Origin of the sequence: Microcystis sp. LEGE 00066 (genome assembly GCF_015207925.1) — a bacterium.
Lineage (GTDB): Bacteria > Cyanobacteriota > Cyanobacteriia > Cyanobacteriales > Microcystaceae > Microcystis > Microcystis ichthyoblabe_A.
The window spans coordinates 11,902-33,368 of sequence record NZ_JADEVX010000028.1; the positions used below are offsets into that span (position 1 = coordinate 11,902).

Here is a 21,467-nt window from a genome sequence, read left to right on the forward strand (position 1 = left end):
TAATGGACTACATACGCCGAATCAAGGTCAAGCCGTCTCGCAGAGGTAGCAGGACTTGCTCAACTCGTGGATCGTGGCTCAGGGTTTGGTTGAACTGTGCGATCGCCTTGCCATTGGGCGTAGGCGTTTCCGAGAGATAGGGCTGCCCCTGCATCAAAGTATTGTCCGCACAGATTAACCCGTTTGGAGCTAACAGCGAGGTAGTCAGGAGCAGATTGAGGTAGTCGATGTAACCTGCTTTATCGGCATCAATAAAGACTAGATCGAACACCTCTCCTGCCTCTGCAAGCTGCTTCAGGGTTTCAAGAGCAGGCGCCACCTTGACTACGATTTTGTGTCCGGCCGTCGACTCGTTAAAACACTGCCGCGCAAATTCAGCCACATAAGCATCAACCTCACAAGCCACGACCTGTCCATCGCTGGGCAATGCCTCTGCCATCGCTAGAGCGGAATAGCCCGTAAACAGGCCAATCTCTAGCACCCGTTGCGCTTGCGTCAAATGCACCAGAAATTTGAGCATTTGACCTTCCACATGCCCCGAGAGCATTTCCTGCTCTAGCTGGCGCACTGTTTCACCATCCGTAAATCGCTTGCTCCAGTCCTCCGCTTGAGTCCGTTGCACCAAGGCAGCCAAGGCAGGCGATTCGGGTGTCGTACAAACATCCAAATACGGGTCGAGTCCGCAAGCTAGGGCACAGACTTGCTGCAATTCAGCTTTGAAAACCGGATCAAGCCCATCGATCGACTCGGCGCGACCGACCAAGGCTGCTAACTTCGCTGAGATAATTCCAACGGGCGTAACGGGTCTCATACGCCTGCTCCCTCTAAGGCTGGCTCGAGGCGCACGTACATATCCTCACCATTGCCCTGACGAGGATAGTTTTGAGCGATCGCTCGGTGAACCGCTAAGGCCTTGTCCAACTCAGATCGCGTTAGGTCGTTCATAAACACGCATTGCCCAATCGGGCGGGGAGCCGCTGCTCGCTGCAAACCATCGCGAGTCCGCGTAATTGCTTCGGTCGCTTTCCACAGGAGTTCTGGGGTGAGATAGGGGCTATCGATCGCCAGCCCCAATCGGCTCATTAAGCCTAAAATGCGATTGCGGTCTTCAACCGAAATATAGCCGCGCAACTGGGCGATTGTCGCCGTAAATGCCATATCAATGTTGACGCTATGACCGTGCAACATCGGGGGTTCTGGCGTTAATTCTAGCGTCGGACTCCAGGTATGACCGTAAGCAATCACTCGATCCAAATCTAGCTCATGCAGGTTGGGCACCTCTAGCTCTAACATGGCTTGAATTGCCTTGTAAGTCAGACGGTGCCCTACAGCTTGCAACTCAGGGGTGCCATTCAGATAGCCAAAACGGCTGTGCAGCAATGCCGCACCATGTTCTTCTAGCAGATCAAAGATTTCTTGATTGCCCACAACTGCAATCTTGATTAACTCTGCCATTCCGTTGCGAATTTGATCGATCGGCAAAGTTCCCAAAAATGAGAAATCAAGAATCACCTTTTGAGAGGCATGATACGCACCAAGACGATTCTTTAGTTTGCCGTGATTGACAGCAACCTTAATCGCCACGCTAGCATCAATCAAGCCAATCAAGCTTGTGGGCACGCGAATGTAGTTGGTTTTGCGACGATAGGCAGAACAAGCGAACCCAGCAACATCGGTCGTGAGTCCGCCACCCACAACCAAAACAGGCTCCTTACGCACCAGTCCAAAGTCGGCAAACGCATCGACAATCTTCTCGAAAGTTCTCAGAGTCTTTTCAGGCTCTTTGATACTGACTTGAAAAACAGTCAAATCGATTTGATAGTGAGCGAAGTACTGATCGATCTGCTGGCGATACAAACCGTAAACAGTTTGATCAATCACCATCAAGCAGCGTCTGAATGGTGCATAACTTTCGGCAATTTCGGGATTCCCAATTTTGAAAGCACCGTTTACATAGAGCAAACTGAAATCAATCTTTTCGTAGCCTTGAATATGAAAGGCACAATCTGTGGACGTAAAAGTAGCCTTGATGCCTGCCATAAGGTTTCATTCTGAGATTCTGTTACAAAGGTAACAGAATCTCAGAATTTATTCAACATCTTCTGCCAAAACCCAGCAATTCCCAATTCAAACGGTAGCACAGAATACAGAACCAGTCTTACTCTTGCCTTTCAAAATGGAGTGAAGGGTTTGAACAGTGGGTTTCGGGGGAATGGAAGTCAAACAACTGGGTTTTATGGGGATGCTGAGCTATTTCCAGCTAGTTATCCCTGGGATAACTGAGCCTCGAAGTGCCAGCAATGCTACCCGCTACAGTCTGAAAGACGCAATATTAGGGGCATTCGCCGCCTTTTTTCGCCAGAATGAATCATTTCTAGAAGATCAGCGTCAACTTAATAGTTATTGTGGACGAGATAATGCTCAAAGTCTGTTTGGTTTGGTCAATATCCCGACAGTAGAGCAGACGCGGAACATCCTCGATGGAATAGCCGCAAAGCATCTTTTTCCCCTGTTCAGATGGATTGATCAAGGGCTGAAAGACCAAGGCTATTTGAGGGGGTTTGAGGCGTTGGATGGCAACTTACTCGTCGCCCTAGATGCTACTCAGTACTATAGTTCAGAGAAAATTAGTTGTCCTTATTGCTCAAGCCGCACCTCAAAACAGGGAAAGATAACCTATCAAATCAGGAGAAAGGTAAAATTGGCTAAAGATTTAGTTTATCAAGCAGCCAAAAATGCTTTGATCAAAGATAATTGGTTAATTACTCATGACCCTTATACGATAAGTTTTGGAGGGGTAAATATGGCTGTCGATTTAGGGGCAGAAAAGCTGATTGCTGCGACTAAAGATAATCAAAAAATTGCTGTAGAAATTAAAAGTTTTTTAGAGGGGTCTTCAGCGATCTCAGAATTTCATACTGCTCTAGGACAGTTTATTAATTATCGGGCGGTTTTAAAGAGAAAAGATCCAGATAGGGTTTTGTTTTTAGCTATTCCTAGTTTTACTTATGACACTTTTTTCTCTTTAGATTTTACGCAATTGATGATGAAAGAAAACCATTTAAAATTAATCGTTTTTTCGCCAAATCAGGAGGTAATTTTAAGATGGATAAGTTAGCAAAATATCGTCAATTAGTCAAAAGTATTCTTTCAGAATATACTCAATATAAACCCACTGGTAATGATTTAGAGATTCAAGCTATTTTTGATGAACAAAAAGAACATTATCAGGTCGTTACTTTTGGGTGGGAAGGCGAAAAGTATGTACATTATTGTCTTATTCATATTGACCTCAAGTCTGATAAAGTTTGGATTCAATGGAATATGACAGAACAAGATATTGCTGAAGATTTAGTTAGATTAGGTGTTCCTAAAAAAGATATTGTCATTGGCTTTCATCCTCCTATGCTGCGTCAGTTGACCGATTATGCAGTAGGATAGACTAATTTATCCTACTGCAATTAATCCCAGTTAGCTGTCTGGTTCTTGGGGGTTATCTGTTGGTGACTTTGCTTTTTTTGAAGCGATTTCTTGGAATGAATATCCCGGCAGCCTCCATTGACGGTGCGTTCACTGGCGCTAGCGACACCCTACCTCGATCAATTTTGCTACATTCTGAATTTGGAATTGCTGGCCAACACCTGATCTTGTTGGCTCTGTGAAAGTCTGGGACTACAATAGAGAAAAGTGACAATTTTTGCCAGAGTGATCACCGAGGACTAATAAAGAATGACGGCTATCCTAGGGAAACCTGCCACGCTCAACACTCCGATTCTGCACCGTCTTGCTAATGGTTTAACGATTATTGCCGAAAGTCAACCGGTAGAAGCGGTTAATCTCAATGTTTGGCTGCAGGTCGGCTCGGCCTTAGAATCGGATCAGATCAATGGGATGGCTCATTTTCTCGAACACATGGTTTTTAAGGGAACCCCTAACTTAGACAGTGGCGAATTTGAACGGGCGATCGAATCGAGGGGAGCGGTGACTAATGCCGCTACTAGCCAAGAATACACCCATTATTACATTACCACTGCGCCGCAGGACTTCGCCCGTCTGGCCCCGCTGCAGCTAGAAGTGGTTTTAGAAGCTTTAATTCCTGATGAGGCTTTTGAACGGGAAAGACAGGTTATTTTAGAAGAAATTCGTCGTTCTCAGGATAATCCCCGTCGTCGCACTTTTTATCGCACCATGGAGACTTGTTTTCAAGTTTTACCCTATCGTCGTCCAGTGTTGGGTCCGATGGCAGTGATTGAAAATCTTACTGCTCAACAAATGCGCGATTTCCATCGGACTTGGTATCGTCCCGAATGGATGACGGTGGCGGTGGTGGGTAATTTGCCTGTAGATGATTTAATAGCTATTGTGAGGGATTCTTTAGATAATTTGGGCAGTAAGGGCAATTCTGGCATGATTTCTCATCCTATCGCTAATCTACAGCCCGAAGCTCCTTTTAACGAGATTATCCGTCAAGAATACGAGGATGAAAATTTGCAGCAGGCCCGCTTAATCCTATTTTGGAAAGTGCCGGGGTTGAGAGACTTAGAAAAAACCTATCCTCTCGATGTTTTAGCGGCTATTCTGGGTCAGGGCAAGGTATCGCGATTATTTCAGTCTCTGCGCCAAGAAAAGGGCTTAGTTTCCCAAATAACTGCCAGTAATATGTCCCAAGCAGTGCAAGGGGTGTTTTCCGTGTCGGCCCAATTAGCCTCGGCAAATATCGAGCAAGTGGAGAGAGAGGTAATAGCACAGATTGGACAAATTCAACAGGAAGCTGTGACAGTTTCTGAACTAGAACGAGTTAAAACCCAAGTGGCCAATCGGTTTATTTTTAGCAATGAAAGACCGAGCGATCGGGCCAACCTTTACGGTTATTATCATACTCAGATCGGTGATTTACAACCAGCTTTTTGTTATCCCCAACACATTGAAGCCCTCACTTTAGAGGATATTCAAAATGCCTGTCAAGAGTATTTAAATCCCCACGCTTACGGTGTGGTGGTGGTAAGACCAATTCAGTAATCAGTGAACAGTAATCAGTGAACAGGGATAAAGATGAAAATAAATAAATAAATAACTAAATAACTTAAAACTTACAACTGATAAACTTACAACCTATAACTTAAAACTTAAAACTTAAAACTTAAAACTTAAACCTGATAACTGATAACTGATAACCTATGTGGACTCAAATTGCTCGACATATTACCCAAACCACAGAAAAACCCTTTGAAATAGAGAAAAGTCATCCCGTTAGTGGTGGCTGTATCAATCAGGGTTATGCCGTTAGTGGCAATGGTTTAATTTATTTTGTTAAGATTAACCAAGCGAACCAAGAGGCCATGTTTGCAGCCGAAGCTTTAGGATTAAAGCAAATTCACGCTACCAAAACTATCAGGGTTCCGGAGCCAATTTGTTGGGGAATTGCCGAGAAATCTAGTTATTTAGTGCTAGAGTGGTTAGAATTCGGCGGTGGCAATAGTCAAAGCTGGGAAAAAATGGGGCGAAATTTAGCTCATTTACATCAAGTTTCTTTATCCGATCGCTTTGGTTGGCAGTGTAATAATACCATTGGTTCTACTCCCCAGATTAATACCATTAGTAACAATTGGGCGGATTTTTTCGCTCATCAGCGTATTGGCTATCAATTAAGACTTGCAAAGGAGCGCGGCGGCAATTTTCCCGACGAGGATCAAGTTATTCCCGCTATTAGCGAGATTTTGAGTCAGCATCAACCCCATCCCTCCCTCGTCCACGGTGATTTGTGGTCGGGAAATGCGGCCATTACCGTCGATGGGGAACCAGTAATTTTAGACCCTGCCACCTATTGGGGAGACCGGGAGGTAGATTTAGCCATGACGGAACTTTTTGGCGGTTTTCCGGCGGCTTTTTATCGGGGTTATAACGATGTTTTCCCCCTTGATGCCGGTTATCAAAAGCGCAAAACTCTTTACAATCTCTACCACATTCTCAATCACTTTAATTTATTTGGTGGTGGTTACGCTTCCCAGGCCAATCGGATGTTACAGGAAATTCTTTAAAGGTTTTACTTGTGAATCTTTACCGAGGATAAGTTATGTCTATTCGAGAAACTACTGTGATGAAAACTCCAGAGACAAAAGTATGGACTGATGCAGAGTTTATGGCGTTACCTGACGATGGAAATCGTTACGAATTGGTCAAGGGAGAGTTAATTAATCTGGGCAATTCTGGGGCTTTACACGGTTATATTGCCATTATTTTAAGTGCTGCTTTATTCGCTTTAGTAACATCTCGAAAACTAGGGGTATTATTGGACTCCAGCACTGCTTTTACTATGAAAAATGGCAATAAACGTTCTCCCGATATAGCTTTTTTTGCCAAGGAACGTCTGCGAGAATTGGAAGAATTGCCGACGGGTTTTTTAGAAGGTGGGCCAGATTTAGTGGTAGAAATTCTCTCTCCAGGGAATACAGTGGCAGAAATCGAGGACAAAATTGCCGAATATTTTGCCAATGGGACTCGTTTGCTCTGGGTTATCAGTCCAGGTCAACACTATGTTTTAGTTTATCGTTGCGGGTACGAACCGCAGGGATTATTAACATCAGGAGATTTTCTGGAGGGGGAAGATGTGGTTCTGGGGTTCACTTTTCCCGTGGCTGATTTGTTTCAAAAACTATCTTTTTGAATCTTTCTTCTCAACAAATCGGCTAATAAATCGGCACTGTCACTAATGGCTAGATGAGAAGCTTGTTGGGCCATGGCGGACAATTTTTCGGGATTAGACCATAAATCGAGGACTAATTCGCTTAAAAACTGAGCAGTTAACTCATTTTGACGATAAAGATAAGCAGCCTGAGCTTCCGCGAAAACTTTGGCATTGTAGAACTGATGGTCTTCGGCAGCAAAAGGATAGGGAATTAAAATCGAAGGCGTACAAGTGATCGCTAATTCCGTTAAAGTGCCGGCACCGGAGCGACTGATAGCCAGATTAGCTCTTTGCCATAATCCCGCCATATTGTCGTAAAAAGGCCGGGAAAAATAGTTAGAATGGCGTAAACTATCCGCTTCGGGGTCGTTTTCTCCCGTGAGATGCACGATATAAATGCCTTTTTCTAACCATTGGGGAGCGCTTTGTCGGACAATTTGATTAAGAGCCACGGCCCCTTGAGAACCACCAGCAACGACAATTAAAAAAGCATCCTCTGGAATCGGTAAATCTAGGGACTGGGGAATGAGAAACTGCTCTCGTACAGGCGTACTAACCCAAGTGGTGCGAGTGCCGGGTAAATAGCTGGCGGTTCCCTGAAAACCGAGGGCAACCGTATCGCACCAGCGACCGAGAACTTTCGTGACTTTGCCCGGTATGTAGTTAGATTCGTGTAGGATGACAGGAATATTGGCTAAACGAGCCGCTAAAATGGTCGGCCCTGCAATATAACCCCCGGTGGTAAAAACTGCCGCTATCTGACGTTTTTTGATTAAATTACGCACTTGCCAAATGGCCCGCAGTTGACCGAACAGAATCTTGAGAGTTTTTAACCCGAAACGGGTTTGAAATCCCTCAATGGGAATAGTGTGCAGGGGATAGGTTTTTGGAACTAAGGACTGTTCCAGACGGTCTGGAACTCCTAACCATTCAATCTCGTAATCCGGCAAACGCTCGGCCAGGGCCAAAGCGGGAAATAAATGACCACCAGTACCACTAGCGGCAATCAGGAGACGGGTTGGAGTGCGTGCCATAATTCGAGAGAGGGTAAATTCAGCCCTAGAATGAAATAATCTACCATAGTTATTGATCGATCCTTACACAAACTATCACTAATGCGTAACTTGAACACGATTCCCAATAAATTTTTTCGTCAATCCCTCAATTTTTCCCTATCGTTGCTGTTAGGTTTGGGGTTAACTTTGACCCTTGCCACCGGTCTGCGGGCCGAAAAGCCAGAAACTGCTCCGGCTAATTTAAAAACCCTTATCTCCAAAATCGAAACGGCCGCTAATGAGCGGGATCTCAAGCAATTGATGGAGTTTTATAGTCCGAAATTTACTAATTCCGATGGTTTGACCTACGAAAAAACTCAAAAAGCTTTAACTCATTTTTGGGAACGTTATAACAATCTACAATACACCACAACCCTCGAATCTTGGAGTCGTTCCGGAGACAAGTTAACGGCCAATACAATTACTAAAATTACTGGGACGGGAAAGGTGCAGGGACGAGTGGTGGGAATGAATGCCACGATTCGTTCTCGTCAACAATTTCAGGGTAATAAACTGGTTTATCAGGAGATTTTAAGCGAGAGAGTTGAGTTAAATACTGGCAAAAATCCCCCCAGTATTCAAGTGAGAATTCCCGAAAGGGTGAAAGTGGGTGAAGAATTTGATTTTGATGTGATTGTTCGCGAACCTTTAGGGGATGATTTATTGGCTGGAGCGGCGATCGATGAGAAAGTAGATATTGAGCGCTATATTAATACAAATCCTCTAGAATTGGAATTATTACAGTCCGGCGGTTTATTTAAGCGGGTAAAAGCGCCAGCAACACCAGAAAATCGTTGGTTATCGGCGATTTTAATTCAAGGAGATGGGATTGTTGTCGTTACTCAACGGGTTAAGGTAGAAAAATAAATTTTATCTGGCGGCTTTTTTGGCATTCCCCCTCTAGAGTTACCATCTTAGCTGCCCATAAACCACTGAGTACCAGTAACTAAATAATAGGCTCCCGTCGCCATCAGTGCCACGCTACCTAAACGGATAATCGTCTCGGAATGTTGCAATAAATTCCGGCTTTGTTTGGCTAGACCAGTAAATAAACTGGCCAAGAAAATGAGAATCGTATAACCAAGAGCATAACTAACCATGGTCAGGGTGCCGAGGACTTGAGAACCAGTAGCGGCAGCGGCGGCCAAAACAGCAAAGAGGACAGGACTAGCACAGGGAGAGCTAACAAGAGCAAAAGTTAATCCGACTCCGTAGGGGCCTGCTTGGGGGAGATTTAAGTTCATTTGCGGTAAAGGTAGCTTAATTACTCCCAATAACCACAGACCCATGACCGCCATAATCAAACCGACAACAATATTAATATAACCTCGGTACTCCACCATTACCGTCCCGGCAAAGGAAGAAACTAAACCAAAAAGACTTAAAATTGTCACCGCTCCTAGGACAAATAAACCTGCTTTGCTGAAGGCATCCCAACGAGATTCTATTTTCAGGGTGCCAATATAGCTGAGGTTAACGGGCAATAGTGCCAGAATACAGGGAGATATGCTGGCAATTACGCCACCCAAAAAAGCTAGGGGCAGTAAAATTAGAGGATTGGTTGTGTCTTGTCGATCTAACCATTGCTGATAGCTATTTTCGACGATCGAGATTGCTCTTTCCAGAGGATGGCCGATAATTGGTCCGATGGTAAGGACTAAAATAAGAGCTAGAAGCCCTAAAACCAGATAAAATAATAATTTTTTCGATATTTTCGCTTTTTTGTCGGGTTTCAACCCTTCGACTGACTCCGATATTCGTCGCATAAAATTCTCCTGAAATGATCCAAAAAATAAAATTGCCCTGGGAGTACTTGGCGATCGCTAGTACTCCCCAAGTTGGGCAATCTTCGACTATTTTTTATTAATAGCCGAGTTCAGTACGGAGGAATAGGCGGATTTATCGGCATTATTCCGGTATTGTGCCAAAATACTGCCCGTAGCGGGATCAATAATCGCAATCATGCCAGTTTGGGACTTATTGGCCTCAAAAAAACGACCTAGACCCAATTCTTGGGCTTTGCGGGCTGATTTGTCCGCTTTCGAGCGATCGCTGACATCTAAGACGATAAAATTAGCTTTACCCGCGTAATCTTTTTTAAGTTGGGAAAGAGTGGGGGCAACATTTTTACAGGCAGGACACCAACTAGCATAGATATCGACAACCACGGGTTTTCCTTGCAATTGTCGCGCTAAGGGACCGCCCACATTACCCTGTTTAGCAGCGCAGGGATTTTTCGAGGCACAGGGATCAGTGCTAGCGCAGGGATTTTTCGAGGCACAGGGATTAGCTTGGGCAATGCTAAAAGTACCTTTACTGACCACTGAATCAGAATTAGTCAAGGTTTTCGCCGATGTTCCAGCTACCAGGGAAACCGTAACCGCTAAACTACTAAGACAAAGACCGAGCCATAATAACGCTGATGGTTTACGCATGAGTTAAATTTTCCAATTAAGATTAGAGATTTTTTGGTAAGTCAAGGGTATTACCCCGGAAGAATCCAGCTTGCCACCGGAGGAAACCAGTGTAGCTGACAGTTAAGATTAAATTCTAGAAACCTGAGTCTCAGATGAAGACCAGATAGATAATAGATAAAAAATCTGACTTTAACTGGCAATTGCCCTCATCCATCCAGGAGAATCGTCCTTCAATCTTTTCAGCAAAAATTCATCTACCGATCACGAAGGGATCATCTTTTCCCGAAATCTTGCTGATAAAATCAAGAAGAAACCCGATTAATTGCGGCTAAAAGACAACTTTTCGCCCTAATATGCTAATTTAAACCATTCAGATCGCAACTATGACAGGAAAAGACTGGTTGGTGGATAATCATGGGCAATGCTCGGCCTACGAAATAACCCCCGCAAAATCCGAATTATCCCATCCCTACTGGCTCTATCGCTTTTTATCCGATCTAGAAGATACCTTAACCCAGATTAGCGACGATCGCTCACGATTAGAAGCAATTCGGATTCTAGTTCGCCAACTCTTAAACAATTCGCCCTGGTTGGATATTCTTAGTTTAGAACCCAATCCCGAAACCGGTTGGGAGGTATTAACCCTCTACGATGAGCCATTTTTTCCCCTGACAGTACAACTGGTCGCTTGGTCTGTGGGTAGCACTTCCCCGATTCATAATCATGGTTGTTGGGGGGTAGTAGCTTTGTTAAAGGGACAGGAAAAAAATAGCTTCTGGCAACGTTCCCCCACCCCCGAATTACCGGATCAGATTAGAAAAGTTGGCGATCGCCTACTCGTCCCGGGTGATATTCTCTGCTTAATGCCAGCTGCTATTCACCATGTAGAAGCGATCGGAGATGAGCCAACCCTGAGCTTTAACCTGTACGGTGAAACTAACTATAGTCAGCGTTTCCAGTTCGATCTCGGACAAGGTACGGCGAAAAATTTTTAAATCTCCCTATTTTTGATCACTAACCATACACCCATGAAGCTACCTCGCCTTGTCGGCATTTTTGGGCAATTTTTGCCTAGTAAACCTGTTTCTACTAGTTCGCTTCAGTTTCGCTTAACCTTAGAACTATTGACCATCTCGATTATCGGACTTGGTAGCGTAGCCATTTGGGCCGGTTGGCAAATGGAGCAGAATTTAGTCGCTGCCCATAAACAAACTCTAGAATATATCGCCAAGCGTTTTCCTGAGCAGTTGGAAATGTACGCTCAGATGGGATCTCTGACTACGGGATTAGAAAAAACCATCGAGCGAGTCTCCACTGCGGGGTTAGTCATCTGGGTTAAAAACTCCGATGGACAACTGTTGGGACAGTCTCCTAGGGTTGATGGCAATGTCACCGAGATGCGTGCGGTGGCATCCCTAACCAGAGTACCCGATGCACCCCAAATTATTCACTTTGATGGACGCGATATTGTTTTATGTGGCACTCCTCTGACTATCAAGGGTCAACTGTCGGGGAAATTGTATCTATCCCAAGATATCACGGCCGATCACCAGAAATATCAGGCGGGGTTATGGGGCTTATTTTGGCTGAGTATTCTCGTCCTATTGAGCTTAATTGTCTTAATTTCCCAACGGATCCGTCAGGCTATGTTGCCGCTGACTCGCATGAGTCAAATTGCTAGTGCCGTTTCTGCCGATGATTTAAATGGGGCAAAATTGCAACTTGAACAAGCGCCAGATGAAATTTTAGGACTAGCTACCGCTTTTAATCAGATGTTGTGGCGATTATCGGGAGCTTGGGAACAGCAACGTCAGTTTGTCGGCAATGTTTCCCATGAACTGCGTACCCCTCTAACAGTCGTGATCGGTTATTTACAAAGTCTCCAGCGACGCAGCACTAATTTAAATCCCTACCAACAGCAAGCTCTGGAAACAGCCACGTCAGAAACCGAGAGAATTATCCGGATGTTACAAGATTTGCTCGATCTCGCCCGTGCCGATAGCGGTCATCTCCATTTTCGCTCCCATCCTATTATTCTCAATACTTTGCTGACAGAAGTGGCGGCGATGAGTCAAAAAGTTAGCGATCGCAAGATGACTTTATTATTAACCAATGAAGATGTGGTAATTTGTGGCGACCAAGATCGATTACAGCAAGTTTTAATCAATTTGCTCGATAATGCGATCAAGTATTCTGCTCCCGAGCAACCAGTCGATCTGATCTTAGAAAAGCAGCCTAGTTCCGCTCTCATCCATGTATGTGATCGGGGAATCGGTATCTCTCTCTCCCATCAAAATCGCATTTTTGAACGGTTTTATCGGGTTGATGAGTCGATGACTCGCTCGCGAGACGGCACGGGTTTGGGTTTAGCGATCGCTAAAAGTCTAATTGAAGGAATGGAGGGTCGCATCACTCTCCGCTCTCAACCCGGTCAAGGCAGTACCTTTACTATCATTCTACCTCTCTGGCAACCGCAGTTATGAACGACCATATTCTTCTTGTGGAAGATGATCCTAAACTCGCCGAATTTATCGCCACAGAACTTCATTTGGAAGGCTATCAAGTTACTATTGCTTCTAATGGCATGGATGGACTGAAAATCGCTAGGGATTCTTCACCAGATTTGTTAATTTTAGATTGGATGCTGCCGGTTATTTCTGGATTAGATTTATGTTTACGACTGCGAAAAACCGGGATGGAAGCACCGATTATTATTTTAACAGCTAAAGATGAAATCCCCGATCGAGTGACGGGCTTAAATGCCGGAGCCGATGATTATGTTACTAAACCTTTTAGCATGGAAGAACTCTTAGCTCGGGTGAAAGCTCGTTTACGTCGCACCCATGCCCAAGATTTAAATATATTTACTTTTGAAGATTTGACCTTGAATTGTCTTGCTCGGGAAGTGTATCGAGATAGTCAATTGATTGAATTAACGGCTAAAGAGTTTGACTTATTAGAGTTTATCTTACGTCATCCCCGGCAGGTACTCACTCGCGAGCAAATTCTCGAAACCGTTTGGGGTTACGATTTTATGGGCGATTCTAATATTATTGAAGTGTATATTCGTGCCTTACGGGTTAAGTTGGAGTCTGCTAATCCTAAACGTTTGATCCAGACAGTGCGAGGAGTGGGCTACGTTTTAAGAGATTATGCTTAATTGTGATTTATTAGAGGAACCGAGGGGGGAATTATTTAGCCCCGATTTGATCAAAAAGGCTGTAATAAATACTCTGATTAAGCATAGAGTTGAGAAACATCGCTCGTCCATACCTTAAATTTTGTTAAATTTACTTGACCAAAAGAAGTTGTTAGGGCAGCATCGACGGCATCTAAGCCGCGAGTCATTAAAATTCGCCCGATTCTGGGGGTGTTATGACGAGCATCGAAAGTGTACCATTGATGGTCTAAATAGACTTCAAACCAAGCACTAAAATCCATCGGTAGAGGTTGGGGAGAAATACCGATATCTCCGAGATAGCCAGAGGCATAACGAGCAGGAATATTTAGGCAACGGCAAAAAGTCAAAGCTAGATGGTTAAAATCGCGACAAACCCCCTTTCTTTCCCGATAGACATCATAGGCGGTTTTTGTCACCCGTGCGTATTCGTAACCAAAACGAATGTGACTATGAACCCAATCACAAACCGCTTGTACCCTTGCCCAACCGGGAGGAGTTTGTCCGAAAAGTTCCCAGGCAATTTCCGAAAGCAAATCCACTTCACAATAACGACTACTCATTAAGTAGGGGAAAACTTGGGTTGGTAACTCTGCTAAAGGAATTTCTTGGGCATTCCAATTAACAATATCGGGTTTCCATTCATTTTCGATAACCGCTTCATTGTGAACGCGGATCTGTCCGGCGGGTAAAATTAGACGACTGGTTCGATTACCGAAGCTATCTAAAAATTCTTCTATTTTTGTTGCTGGTTGCACCTGCAACTTCTCCGATTGTCTAACTTGATCTAAAATTGAGGGGTGTAGATAAAGTTTTAACAACATGACCACGGGTAAGGGGGCATCAAAGCCAAATTCATAACCAACACGGATTAACATTAGGACTCCTATCTAAATGAAATTTTGTCAGGATTGGTAGAGATGAAACGCCAATAATCGCCAGACTGAAAAAAGTTAGGACCGACCACTTAGTTAAAAGTTTGAGGATAAAGTAATAGCCAAGCTGAAAACCGATAAGCTTTGTACAGAGTTACTTTTATTATAAACCGCCTCAACTAAAAGCTTTGTAACTTTGAAGACAAGCCATCGGCAGGATTATATCTATCGAAAAGAGTCTGGGGTGGATGGTTCCTCTAATGGACGGATTTCAATGGGGATGTAGGCCAGTTTAGCAAAAATCTTTTGTTGATAACTGACGGGCCACCATTCGTAAAGAAAAATTTCTAAAGGTCGCCAGAGGGCTACCCAACCACTAATTAATAATCCTTCTTCTAAAAAGTGAATAAATGTATCGCTGCCAAAACGACTAATTAATTCGCTAAGACTCAAACAAACAAAAAGAAAGGAGAGACCAATTATTAAAGATATGCGTCCCTGTCGCCAAATTGTGCGTAATTTTCTTTGTTCTCCCTGTTGGCGATAGTCAAAATAATTATGTAAAGCTGAGGGTAACAGATTTCGGGCGTTATTCTGTTCTTGACTGGGGAGATAAAAGACTAATTTAAGGGTGGTATTGAGGGGAAATTCATCCACAGAGTTAATAATATAATTTTCGGCGTTATCGTCTAAATCTCTATCTAAAAATGGCGAAGGATCCAAAGAATTAAAGACTTGCTGTAACTGATTAAGTTTAATTTCAATTAAGTAAGCTCCTTCCTCCTGTCGATAATAGGATTGTAATTTATTTACCATTTTAGGTATTAGTTATTAATGTTAAGCAAATGGGGTGAACTGACACAACTAAAATCTACTACTAGAAGTTACTTCATCTTGCTCATACAGGCTAAGGATTGAGCTATCTCTGAGAGTATTTTAGCTGTATCAGTCCCAGATCATTAATTTAATTTAGCGACCAAAACCAGCGTACCAAAAATAGGTAACCATGGGGATTACTGTGGCTAAAACCAGTAAAACTATCACCCAAATTGTGGCATTTTTATCGTCAGTTTCTTCTGCAGTAGTAAAGGTACTTTCGATATTAATTGTCGCTACTTCCGGTGGTCCGGGATCCGCTTCTCCAGAAAGTACCGCCGTTAGACGACGACTAGCATCGAGTAAAGCTTGATTATATTTTCCCCCATCTTTGAGGGGAACTGCCATAGTTTCCGAGAGGATACTATCAGCAATAGCATCGGTTAATAGGGGTTTTGCTTCCTCCCCAACCCGAATAGCAGTTTTATTGGTTAAAGTATCAAGGACGATGATAGTTTGATTGGCACGATCTTCGGAGTTAGGATACCATTCTCTCAGGATATCATCGGCTAAATTGTCAATTTTTTGACCGTAATCCAAGCGTCGGACTACCACCATTCTCACTTCTTGTCCGGTTTTTTCGGCGAGGTTTTTCAGATCTTTATTTAATTTTCCTTCGTTAGCGGCACTAATGGCCGAAACGGGATCGACCACATAAGTGGGCGCTCCGGGGCTTAAAATAGGGAGGTCATAGACTCCCATGGCAGCAGCTGGTGACAGGGAAATACCCAAGACTACACAGCAGGAGAGAAAGAGAGAAGCTAATAATTTGAGCATATTGATTCGGTAAAATTCCTATAGAACATAATAGGGGAAAAGTTTACTGTTTTTTGATTAGGGAGACGGGGAGATGGGGAAGTGGGGAAATGGGGTGATGGGGAAAATCAACTAATACCCTACAACCCCAACACCCAAACCCTTTTAACTGATAACTGATAACTGATAACTGATTATGAGTGATTTTGAGGAACTAGAGTCTAAAAAACGGGAAAAAGCCCTAGAAATGCAGGCCTATCGCGATAATTTTCTCTCACGGGTGACAAGATTACTAATTTCTCAAGATATCCACTTGGCGATTGATCATACCCTAGAACTGCTCTGTCAATTTACCCAGAGCGCTCACTGTTACATTATTCAATATTCCACCTGTCGTCAGCAGTGGAGTATGGTTTATGAATACTGTCACCCCGACTATCCCCAAGTTATCCCGATTAGGGAACAATCACAAAATCTCTCGACGGAAACCTTTCCCTGGTTTTCTGAACAATTATTAAACGGTATTCCAGTTAAACTGAACTCTTTAGATGATTTACCCGCTACTGCTATCCCTGAAAGAGCTATTCTCGCTAATAGTTCTACTCCCTGTCTCTTAATCGTTCCCATGTGGGATAGTTGTGGGGTAACGGTGGGTTATCTGGGATTGGATGCCAGTGCAGAAAAGCAATGGACAAGGGAAGATGTCACCTTTGTGCGGTTGGTGGGAGAATTAATTGCGATCGCACAAAGTAGATATGAAGCGGAAAAAGAATTAAAAGAGGCTAAAGAAGCGGCAGTTAAGGCAAATAAAGCTAAAAGTGAGTTTCTAGCTAACATGAGCCACGAATTACGCACTCCTCTTAATGCTATCTTGGGTTTTACTCGCTTAATATCCCGGGATAGCAGCATCAGCAGTGAATATCGGCAATATTTGGAAATTGTCAATCGTAGCGGGGAACATTTATTAGAGTTAATCAACGATATTCTAGAAATGTCGAAGATAGAAGCAGGAAGAACGGTTTTTAACCCTAGTAATTTCGATTTATACGCTCTTTTAGATAATATTGCCGAAATGCTACGCTCACAAGCGCAAGCAAAAGCTTTAAGCTTAATTTTTGATCGCAGCTCCGATCTGCCTCAATATATATGTACTGATGAAAGTAAATTGCGACAGGTGTTAATCAATCTCTTGGGTAACGGATTGAAGTTTACTGAGTCGGGAGGGGTGACTCTCCGGGTAAAATTAGGGGAGAAAAGAGAAGATTATCAGCGATTGCTCTGGGAAATTGAAGATACAGGACTAGGAATCGCTCCAGAGGAGATTTATAAGCTATTTCAACCCTTTAACCAAACGGAAACGGGACGAAAATCCCAACAGGGGACAGGATTGGGTTTACCTATCAGTAAAAAATTTGTTGAGTTGATGGGGGGTGCGATCGGAGTTAGTAGTATTCTGGGTCAAGGAAGTATTTTTAGTTTTGATATTCAGGTGGGTTTAGTGGGGGAAAATGAGATTAAAACCGAAACCAATAGGGCAAAAGTTATCGCTTTAGCGGAAAATCAGCCTAAATATCGCATATTAGTCGTCGATGATCGACCGGAAAGCCGTTTACTGTTGCTGAAACTCCTGACTACCCTAGGATTGTCCGTGCAAGAGGCGGCTAATGGTCAAGAAGCGATCGCAATTTGGCAAGCATGGCAACCTCATCTTATCTGGATGGACATGAGAATGCCAGTTAAAGACGGTTACGAAGCAACTAGGGAAATTAGGAGGTTAGAGGCTGATAATCGCGGAAAAACGGTGATAATTGCCCTAACTGCCAGTGCTTTTGAAGAAGATCGCGCCTTGGTTATTGCCGCCGGTTGTGATGATTTCGTGCGTAAACCTTTCCGAGAGGAAGTTATTTGGCAAAAAATGGGCGAATATTTGGGATTAAAATATATTTATGCCGATAATGAGCCAAATCAGCCCAATTATTCGCCAGTTTTCCTCGATTCCCTGCAATCCCTATTAAAATTAATTAGTCCCGCTTGGATTGGACAATTGCAACAAGCGGCGCGAGAATGTGATGATGAAAAAATTATCGCCCTAACCGCAGAAATTCCCCCCGATTATGCTACCCTTGCCCAAGGTTTACAACAGTTAGCCAGAGAATTTTCCTTTGATGCGATCGAAACCATAATTAAAGATTTAAACATATCTTAAGAGAGTATTTTATCTAGATCTCAAAAACGTGATATTCTAAAGGCATAAATCCCTAAATATGGCAATTTTAAAGGATGAAACTGTTAAAAATGCTCATCGGTACTTTCCTAATACTACCGATTTTTTCCGTTCATGCTCAAGTACCCTCGCTTCCCCCAATCAAGCAAAATTCCCCCAATCTTGGTGATCTACCGAATGATCCCACCCAGCAGAAAAATTGGGTTTGTAACCAAGAAGATCAACGCATTGCCGTGGCTGCTAAAGAAGAGAAAGGTTGGAAAGAATTAATTGAAAAACAAGGTTGGCAATGTCGTGAAGGAAATACCGATATACCCGATCAAACTCTCAGCTTTTCCTGTGAACCAGAACAAACCCTCGGCATCTTGACAGTTTACTGGTTAAATGGTAGTAATGGTCAACAACAATTAAGCCAATGGCGAGATAAATTAGCGGAACAACAGGGGATGGTTTGTACCATTAATAACGTGCGGTTATTCGATACTCAAGAAAATATACCCAACCCATTACAACCATGATTAAGTTAGCAATTTTGCCTCAATCTATTCTCCTGGGTATCAGTTTACTATTAAATAATTCTCTGCCCTTACTTGCCCAATCTGCACCCCTGAGCGTGGATAATTTAAGAAACACCGTCTATAACATTCCTAATCGGGGTTCCGTAATTGTCAGCGATGGTATTTTTCAATCCAATGAGGGACAAATTTTAGGAGTGCAAGTCAGTCGAGAAGCTTTGATGGGGGACTATAATAATGATCAAAGGACTGATGGTATTGTCGTATTAAGAGTGATTACTAGAGAGCAACAGCAATTACATTATTTAGCCCTAGTGATTGATAATAATGGTACTGCCACTAACACCGATACTGTCCTGTTAGCCGATCGAGTAGTTGTCGATAGTCTTAGTGCTAAAGATGGTACGATCACCGTCAACATGAGAAGATTTCTCCCCCGGGATCCTTCCTGTTGTCCGTCGGGAGTTATCACCCAACAATTTGCGATTAATCCTAGTATTAATCAATTGACTTTACTGAGTACCAACGAAAGTCAACCCACCACCCCCAATGTGCAGGTAGTACCTACTTCTCCCCTGAGAATTAATAATAGTAATCTCCCCTTTCAACCTCCTGCTGGGACCATCCAAATCCGCTTTTAACCCTGTTTTTGGTGCGTTAGGGAAGCGTAACGCACCCTACCTTTTTACTTAACAAAAAATGGCCTACAAATATCCCATCCAGCGCTGGTATATTGCCGCAACTAATCCCGAAAAAATCGAGGGGTTAGCGCGGGAAATGGGATTATCATCCTTATTAGCAACTATCTTAATTAATCGCGGTATTGATACCCCAGAAATAGCTAAAACTTATATAGATCCTGAAGCGGATATCTTACCCTCTCCCCTAGGAGAATTTCCCGACTTAGAAAAAAGTGTCAATTTATTAGTAAAAGCGATCGCCTCCGGCGATAAAATTGCTATCTGTGGGGACTACGATGCCGATGGCATGACCAGTACATCTTTACTACTAAGAGCCTTAAGACATCTCGGTGCTAGGGTAAATCATGCCATACCCAGTCGCATGAAAGAGGGATACGGAATTAATCAGCGCATTGTGGAGGAATTTGCCGAATCCGGAGTCGGATTGATTCTCACCGTTGATAATGGTATTTCCGCTCACGAACCGATCGCCCTAGCGATAGAATTAGGATTAAAAGTTATTATCACCGATCATCACGATCTGCCGCCAATTTTACCGAATGCCTCCGCTATTCTCAACCCAAAATTATTAACCCCTAACTCTCCCTATCAGGGATTAGCGGGGGTGGGAGTCGCCTATATTTTAGCGGTGACAACTGCCCAAAAAATGGGTAAATTACAGGGATTAACCGAGTCATTATTAGCATTATTTACCCTAGGCACTATAGCAGATTTAGCCCCATTAATCGGGGTAAATCGTCGCTGGTTAAAACGGGGTTTAAGAAAATTACCCAAATCCCAATTAGTTGGGATTCAATCCCTGATGCAAATAGCGGGAATTAGCGAGGAACAAAAGCAATTACAACCGGATGATATTGGCTTTAAATTGGGACCGAGAATTAATGCCATTGGCAGAATTGGTGATCCCCAGATAGTTATTGAATTATTAACCACCGATGATGCGGGAATTGCCTTAGAAAGAGCGATGCAGTGCGAACAAATTAATCGTACTCGTCAAGAATTGTGCGAAAAAATTGAAGAAGAAGCGATTAAATTAGTAGAAGAAACGCCGATTCTTTGGCAAAAAGATCGAGTTTTAGTCTTAGTCGAAAAAGATTGGCATCATGGGGTAATTGGTATTGTGGCATCCCGTTTGGTGGAACGCTACGGAGTGCCGGTTTTTATCGGTACTTACGAGGAAGAAGATGCGGGTAAAATTCGCGGATCTGCCAGAGGAATTGAAGAATTTCACGTTTTTGAAGCCCTGCAATTTTGCCAGGATTTACTAGGAAAATTTGGCGGTCATAAAATGGCGGGAGGTTTTAGTTTACCCACAGCTAATTTACTAGCATTTAAACAAAGATTAAGTCAATTTTCTCACAAAATTTTACAAATAGAACAATTAAAACCTTTAATTAAAATTGATACTATCATTGACTTTAAACAAATTACTCTGGAACTTTTTCAACAAATTGATAGTTTGCAACCCTGGGGAATTGGCAATGAATTACCTGTTTTTTGGACTCCTAATGTGCGAGTAGTGGAACAGAAAACTATCGGAAAAAATCATTTAAAATTATTGCTGGCTCAAAGCGATAATACCAGAATTAAAGCCCTAGCATGGCGTTGGGGCGAATATTGTCCTTTACCAACTCGTTTAGATATTGCCTATAAACTCAAAGAAAATACTTGGAATGGTAATACAACCATAGAAATTGAATTAGTGGGAGTGCGATTACCCCAAGAAAATGATAATATTAAAAAAGCAATTTTTATGCACGCAGATAAAATGTATCAATGTAGTTTTTGGGGTGATTTAAACGAGATTCGCATCAAAAATGAACAGGGCGAGATTTTAGTCGTGCAGAAAGGGCAGCGCATTGGTTTATTAGGGAAAAATCGGCAACAAGCTAGAGAAGTCAACGTGACTGAACCCCGTTTTTATACTTTAATTAAAGTTGCCATCAAAGCTTTGGCTATCTAGGGCTGGCTGAATAGAGATAATACCAAATCCGTTTTTAACTAGGGAGACACAATTATTTGTAGGATGGGTTAGCGGTAGCGTAAACTGTGCGGGCGTTGGGTTTCATGCTTCAACCCAACCTACGTTCATATTGTATTTAATTCCACCCACCCACTTAATAGTGTGATTAACTCTCAAGTTATGAATTGTTTCTCCCCACACCCTACACCCCACACCCCACAC

Annotated in this window: 21 protein-coding genes; 13 read left to right on the forward strand and 8 right to left on the reverse strand. The window is 43.1% G+C overall.

From position 1 onward, the window contains the following. Window positions 1-7: 7 nt before the first annotated feature. Complete coding sequence (locus IQ224_RS06180; protein WP_002741116.1) at window positions 8-811, reverse strand: O-methyltransferase; 804 nt, start codon at window positions 809-811, stop codon at window positions 8-10. Further along, window positions 808-2,040, reverse strand: coding sequence for a sedoheptulose 7-phosphate cyclase (locus IQ224_RS06185; protein WP_194032705.1), 1,233 nt, complete (start codon window positions 2,038-2,040; stop codon window positions 808-810). The genes IQ224_RS06180 and IQ224_RS06185 overlap by 4 nt, the downstream gene beginning before the upstream one ends. Window positions 2,041-2,701: 661 nt before the next feature. Between IQ224_RS06185 and IQ224_RS06190 the strand changes: the two genes are divergently transcribed. From IQ224_RS06190 to IQ224_RS06210, 5 genes are all read left to right on the forward strand, one after another. After that, complete coding sequence (locus IQ224_RS06190; protein ID WP_036399529.1) at window positions 2,702-3,118, forward strand: element excision factor XisH family protein; 417 nt, start codon at window positions 2,702-2,704, stop codon at window positions 3,116-3,118. Then, window positions 3,106-3,441 (forward strand): XisI protein, encoded by a 336-nt coding sequence (locus IQ224_RS06195; protein ID WP_002741113.1) that lies wholly within the window; start codon window positions 3,106-3,108, stop codon window positions 3,439-3,441. Before IQ224_RS06190 ends, IQ224_RS06195 begins: the two co-directional genes overlap by 13 nt. Before the next feature lie 288 nt (window positions 3,442-3,729). Continuing rightward, window positions 3,730-5,019: a pitrilysin family protein gene (locus IQ224_RS06200; RefSeq protein WP_002741112.1), complete on the forward strand. Its 1,290-nt coding sequence runs from the start codon at window positions 3,730-3,732 to the stop codon at window positions 5,017-5,019. Between the two features lie 158 nt (window positions 5,020-5,177). Beyond that, window positions 5,178-6,038 carry a fructosamine kinase family protein gene (locus IQ224_RS06205; RefSeq protein WP_002741111.1) on the forward strand — a complete coding sequence of 287 codons (861 nt, stop codon included), beginning with the start codon at window positions 5,178-5,180 and terminating at the stop codon, window positions 6,036-6,038. A 35-nt stretch (window positions 6,039-6,073) separates the two neighbouring features. Then, window positions 6,074-6,664, forward strand: coding sequence for a Uma2 family endonuclease (locus IQ224_RS06210; protein ID WP_002741110.1), 591 nt, complete (start codon window positions 6,074-6,076; stop codon window positions 6,662-6,664). Here the strand turns inward: IQ224_RS06210 and murG are convergent. Continuing rightward, window positions 6,646-7,719, reverse strand: a complete 1,074-nt coding sequence (murG, locus tag IQ224_RS06215; RefSeq protein WP_002741109.1) for an undecaprenyldiphospho-muramoylpentapeptide beta-N-acetylglucosaminyltransferase — start codon at window positions 7,717-7,719, stop codon at window positions 6,646-6,648. The two genes, IQ224_RS06210 and murG, sit on opposite strands and share 19 nt — an antisense overlap. Before the next feature lie 81 nt (window positions 7,720-7,800). Here murG and IQ224_RS06220 point away from each other — a divergent pair, with 81 nt between their 5' ends. Further along, window positions 7,801-8,607, forward strand: a complete 807-nt coding sequence (locus IQ224_RS06220; protein WP_002734171.1) for a hypothetical protein — start codon at window positions 7,801-7,803, stop codon at window positions 8,605-8,607. Between the two features lie 47 nt (window positions 8,608-8,654). Here the strand turns inward: IQ224_RS06220 and IQ224_RS06225 are convergent, their stop codons facing one another. Both IQ224_RS06225 and IQ224_RS06230 read right to left on the reverse strand, forming a co-directional pair. After that, window positions 8,655-9,506 (reverse strand): cytochrome c biogenesis CcdA family protein, encoded by an 852-nt coding sequence (locus tag IQ224_RS06225; RefSeq protein ID WP_194032706.1) that lies wholly within the window; start codon window positions 9,504-9,506, stop codon window positions 8,655-8,657. An 87-nt stretch (window positions 9,507-9,593) separates the two neighbouring features. Then, complete coding sequence (locus tag IQ224_RS06230; RefSeq protein ID WP_002741102.1) at window positions 9,594-10,175, reverse strand: thioredoxin family protein; 582 nt, start codon at window positions 10,173-10,175, stop codon at window positions 9,594-9,596. 365 nt (window positions 10,176-10,540) lie between these two features. Here IQ224_RS06230 and IQ224_RS06235 point away from each other — a divergent pair, with 365 nt between their 5' ends. Genes IQ224_RS06235 through IQ224_RS06245 form a run of 3 tightly spaced genes read left to right on the forward strand, consistent with a single transcriptional unit; the run spans window position 10,541 to window position 13,317 of the window. Continuing rightward, window positions 10,541-11,152, forward strand: a complete 612-nt coding sequence (locus IQ224_RS06235) for a hypothetical protein (protein WP_002741099.1) — start codon at window positions 10,541-10,543, stop codon at window positions 11,150-11,152. A 33-nt stretch (window positions 11,153-11,185) separates the two neighbouring features. Further along, a complete protein-coding gene (locus tag IQ224_RS06240) occupies window positions 11,186-12,640 on the forward strand; it encodes a cell wall metabolism sensor histidine kinase WalK (protein WP_194032707.1) in 1,455 nt (484 codons plus the stop codon). Then, window positions 12,637-13,317, forward strand: a complete 681-nt coding sequence (locus IQ224_RS06245; protein WP_002731739.1) for a response regulator transcription factor — start codon at window positions 12,637-12,639, stop codon at window positions 13,315-13,317. Before IQ224_RS06240 ends, IQ224_RS06245 begins: the two co-directional genes overlap by 4 nt. 77 nt (window positions 13,318-13,394) lie before the next feature. On the opposite strand, the gene IQ224_RS06250 is transcribed toward IQ224_RS06245, so the two are convergent. From IQ224_RS06250 to psb32, 3 genes are all read right to left on the reverse strand, one after another. Beyond that, on the reverse strand, window positions 13,395-14,213 hold the full coding sequence (locus IQ224_RS06250; protein WP_194032708.1) for a transglutaminase family protein: 819 nt from the start codon (window positions 14,211-14,213) through the stop codon (window positions 13,395-13,397). A gap of 222 nt (window positions 14,214-14,435) precedes the next feature. Continuing rightward, the gene (locus IQ224_RS06255) at window positions 14,436-15,035 is read right to left on the reverse strand and encodes a hypothetical protein (protein WP_194032710.1); all 600 of its coding nucleotides are present in this window, start codon (window positions 15,033-15,035) and stop codon (window positions 14,436-14,438) included. A 144-nt stretch (window positions 15,036-15,179) separates the two neighbouring features. Beyond that, window positions 15,180-15,863, reverse strand: a complete 684-nt coding sequence (psb32, locus tag IQ224_RS06260) for a photosystem II repair protein Psb32 (RefSeq protein WP_002741089.1) — start codon at window positions 15,861-15,863, stop codon at window positions 15,180-15,182. Window positions 15,864-16,038: 175 nt separating this feature from the next. Between psb32 and IQ224_RS06265 the strand changes: the two genes are divergently transcribed. From IQ224_RS06265 to recJ, 4 genes are all read left to right on the forward strand, one after another. Then, entirely contained in the window at window positions 16,039-18,048 is a 2,010-nt protein-coding gene (locus IQ224_RS06265; RefSeq protein ID WP_002741087.1) for an ATP-binding protein, read from the forward strand. 74 nt (window positions 18,049-18,122) lie between these two features. Further along, window positions 18,123-18,584 (forward strand): hypothetical protein, encoded by a 462-nt coding sequence (locus IQ224_RS06270; protein WP_036399515.1) that lies wholly within the window; start codon window positions 18,123-18,125, stop codon window positions 18,582-18,584. Then, complete coding sequence (locus IQ224_RS06275; protein ID WP_002741083.1) at window positions 18,581-19,222, forward strand: LppP/LprE family lipoprotein; 642 nt, start codon at window positions 18,581-18,583, stop codon at window positions 19,220-19,222. Before IQ224_RS06270 ends, IQ224_RS06275 begins: the two co-directional genes overlap by 4 nt. Before the next feature lie 58 nt (window positions 19,223-19,280). Beyond that, window positions 19,281-21,245 carry a single-stranded-DNA-specific exonuclease RecJ gene (gene recJ, locus IQ224_RS06280; RefSeq protein WP_194032709.1) on the forward strand — a complete coding sequence of 655 codons (1,965 nt, stop codon included), beginning with the start codon at window positions 19,281-19,283 and terminating at the stop codon, window positions 21,243-21,245. The last annotated feature ends 222 nt before the right edge of the window (window positions 21,246-21,467 follow it).

Coding starts and splice junctions, on each gene's coding strand:
- IQ224_RS06225 (WP_194032706.1), bottom strand. CDS start 9,506: ATGCGACGAATATCGGAGTCAGTCGAAGGGTTGAAACCCGACAAAAAA.
- IQ224_RS06265 (WP_002741087.1), top strand. CDS start 16,039: ATGAGTGATTTTGAGGAACTAGAGTCTAAAAAACGGGAAAAAGCCCTA.
- IQ224_RS06195 (WP_002741113.1), top strand. CDS start 3,106: ATGGATAAGTTAGCAAAATATCGTCAATTAGTCAAAAGTATTCTTTCA.
- IQ224_RS06205 (WP_002741111.1), top strand. CDS start 5,178: ATGTGGACTCAAATTGCTCGACATATTACCCAAACCACAGAAAAACCC.
- IQ224_RS06240 (WP_194032707.1), top strand. CDS start 11,186: ATGAAGCTACCTCGCCTTGTCGGCATTTTTGGGCAATTTTTGCCTAGT.
- IQ224_RS06245 (WP_002731739.1), top strand. CDS start 12,637: ATGAACGACCATATTCTTCTTGTGGAAGATGATCCTAAACTCGCCGAA.
- IQ224_RS06200 (WP_002741112.1), top strand. CDS start 3,730: ATGACGGCTATCCTAGGGAAACCTGCCACGCTCAACACTCCGATTCTG.
- recJ (WP_194032709.1), top strand. CDS start 19,281: ATGGCCTACAAATATCCCATCCAGCGCTGGTATATTGCCGCAACTAAT.
- IQ224_RS06275 (WP_002741083.1), top strand. CDS start 18,581: ATGATTAAGTTAGCAATTTTGCCTCAATCTATTCTCCTGGGTATCAGT.
- psb32 (WP_002741089.1), bottom strand. CDS start 15,863: ATGCTCAAATTATTAGCTTCTCTCTTTCTCTCCTGCTGTGTAGTCTTG.
- IQ224_RS06220 (WP_002734171.1), top strand. CDS start 7,801: ATGCGTAACTTGAACACGATTCCCAATAAATTTTTTCGTCAATCCCTC.
- IQ224_RS06185 (WP_194032705.1), bottom strand. CDS start 2,040: ATGGCAGGCATCAAGGCTACTTTTACGTCCACAGATTGTGCCTTTCAT.
- IQ224_RS06210 (WP_002741110.1), top strand. CDS start 6,074: ATGTCTATTCGAGAAACTACTGTGATGAAAACTCCAGAGACAAAAGTA.
- IQ224_RS06235 (WP_002741099.1), top strand. CDS start 10,541: ATGACAGGAAAAGACTGGTTGGTGGATAATCATGGGCAATGCTCGGCC.
- IQ224_RS06250 (WP_194032708.1), bottom strand. CDS start 14,213: ATGTTAATCCGTGTTGGTTATGAATTTGGCTTTGATGCCCCCTTACCC.
- murG (WP_002741109.1), bottom strand. CDS start 7,719: ATGGCACGCACTCCAACCCGTCTCCTGATTGCCGCTAGTGGTACTGGT.
- IQ224_RS06270 (WP_036399515.1), top strand. CDS start 18,123: ATGAAACTGTTAAAAATGCTCATCGGTACTTTCCTAATACTACCGATT.
- IQ224_RS06180 (WP_002741116.1), bottom strand. CDS start 811: ATGAGACCCGTTACGCCCGTTGGAATTATCTCAGCGAAGTTAGCAGCC.
- IQ224_RS06230 (WP_002741102.1), bottom strand. CDS start 10,175: ATGCGTAAACCATCAGCGTTATTATGGCTCGGTCTTTGTCTTAGTAGT.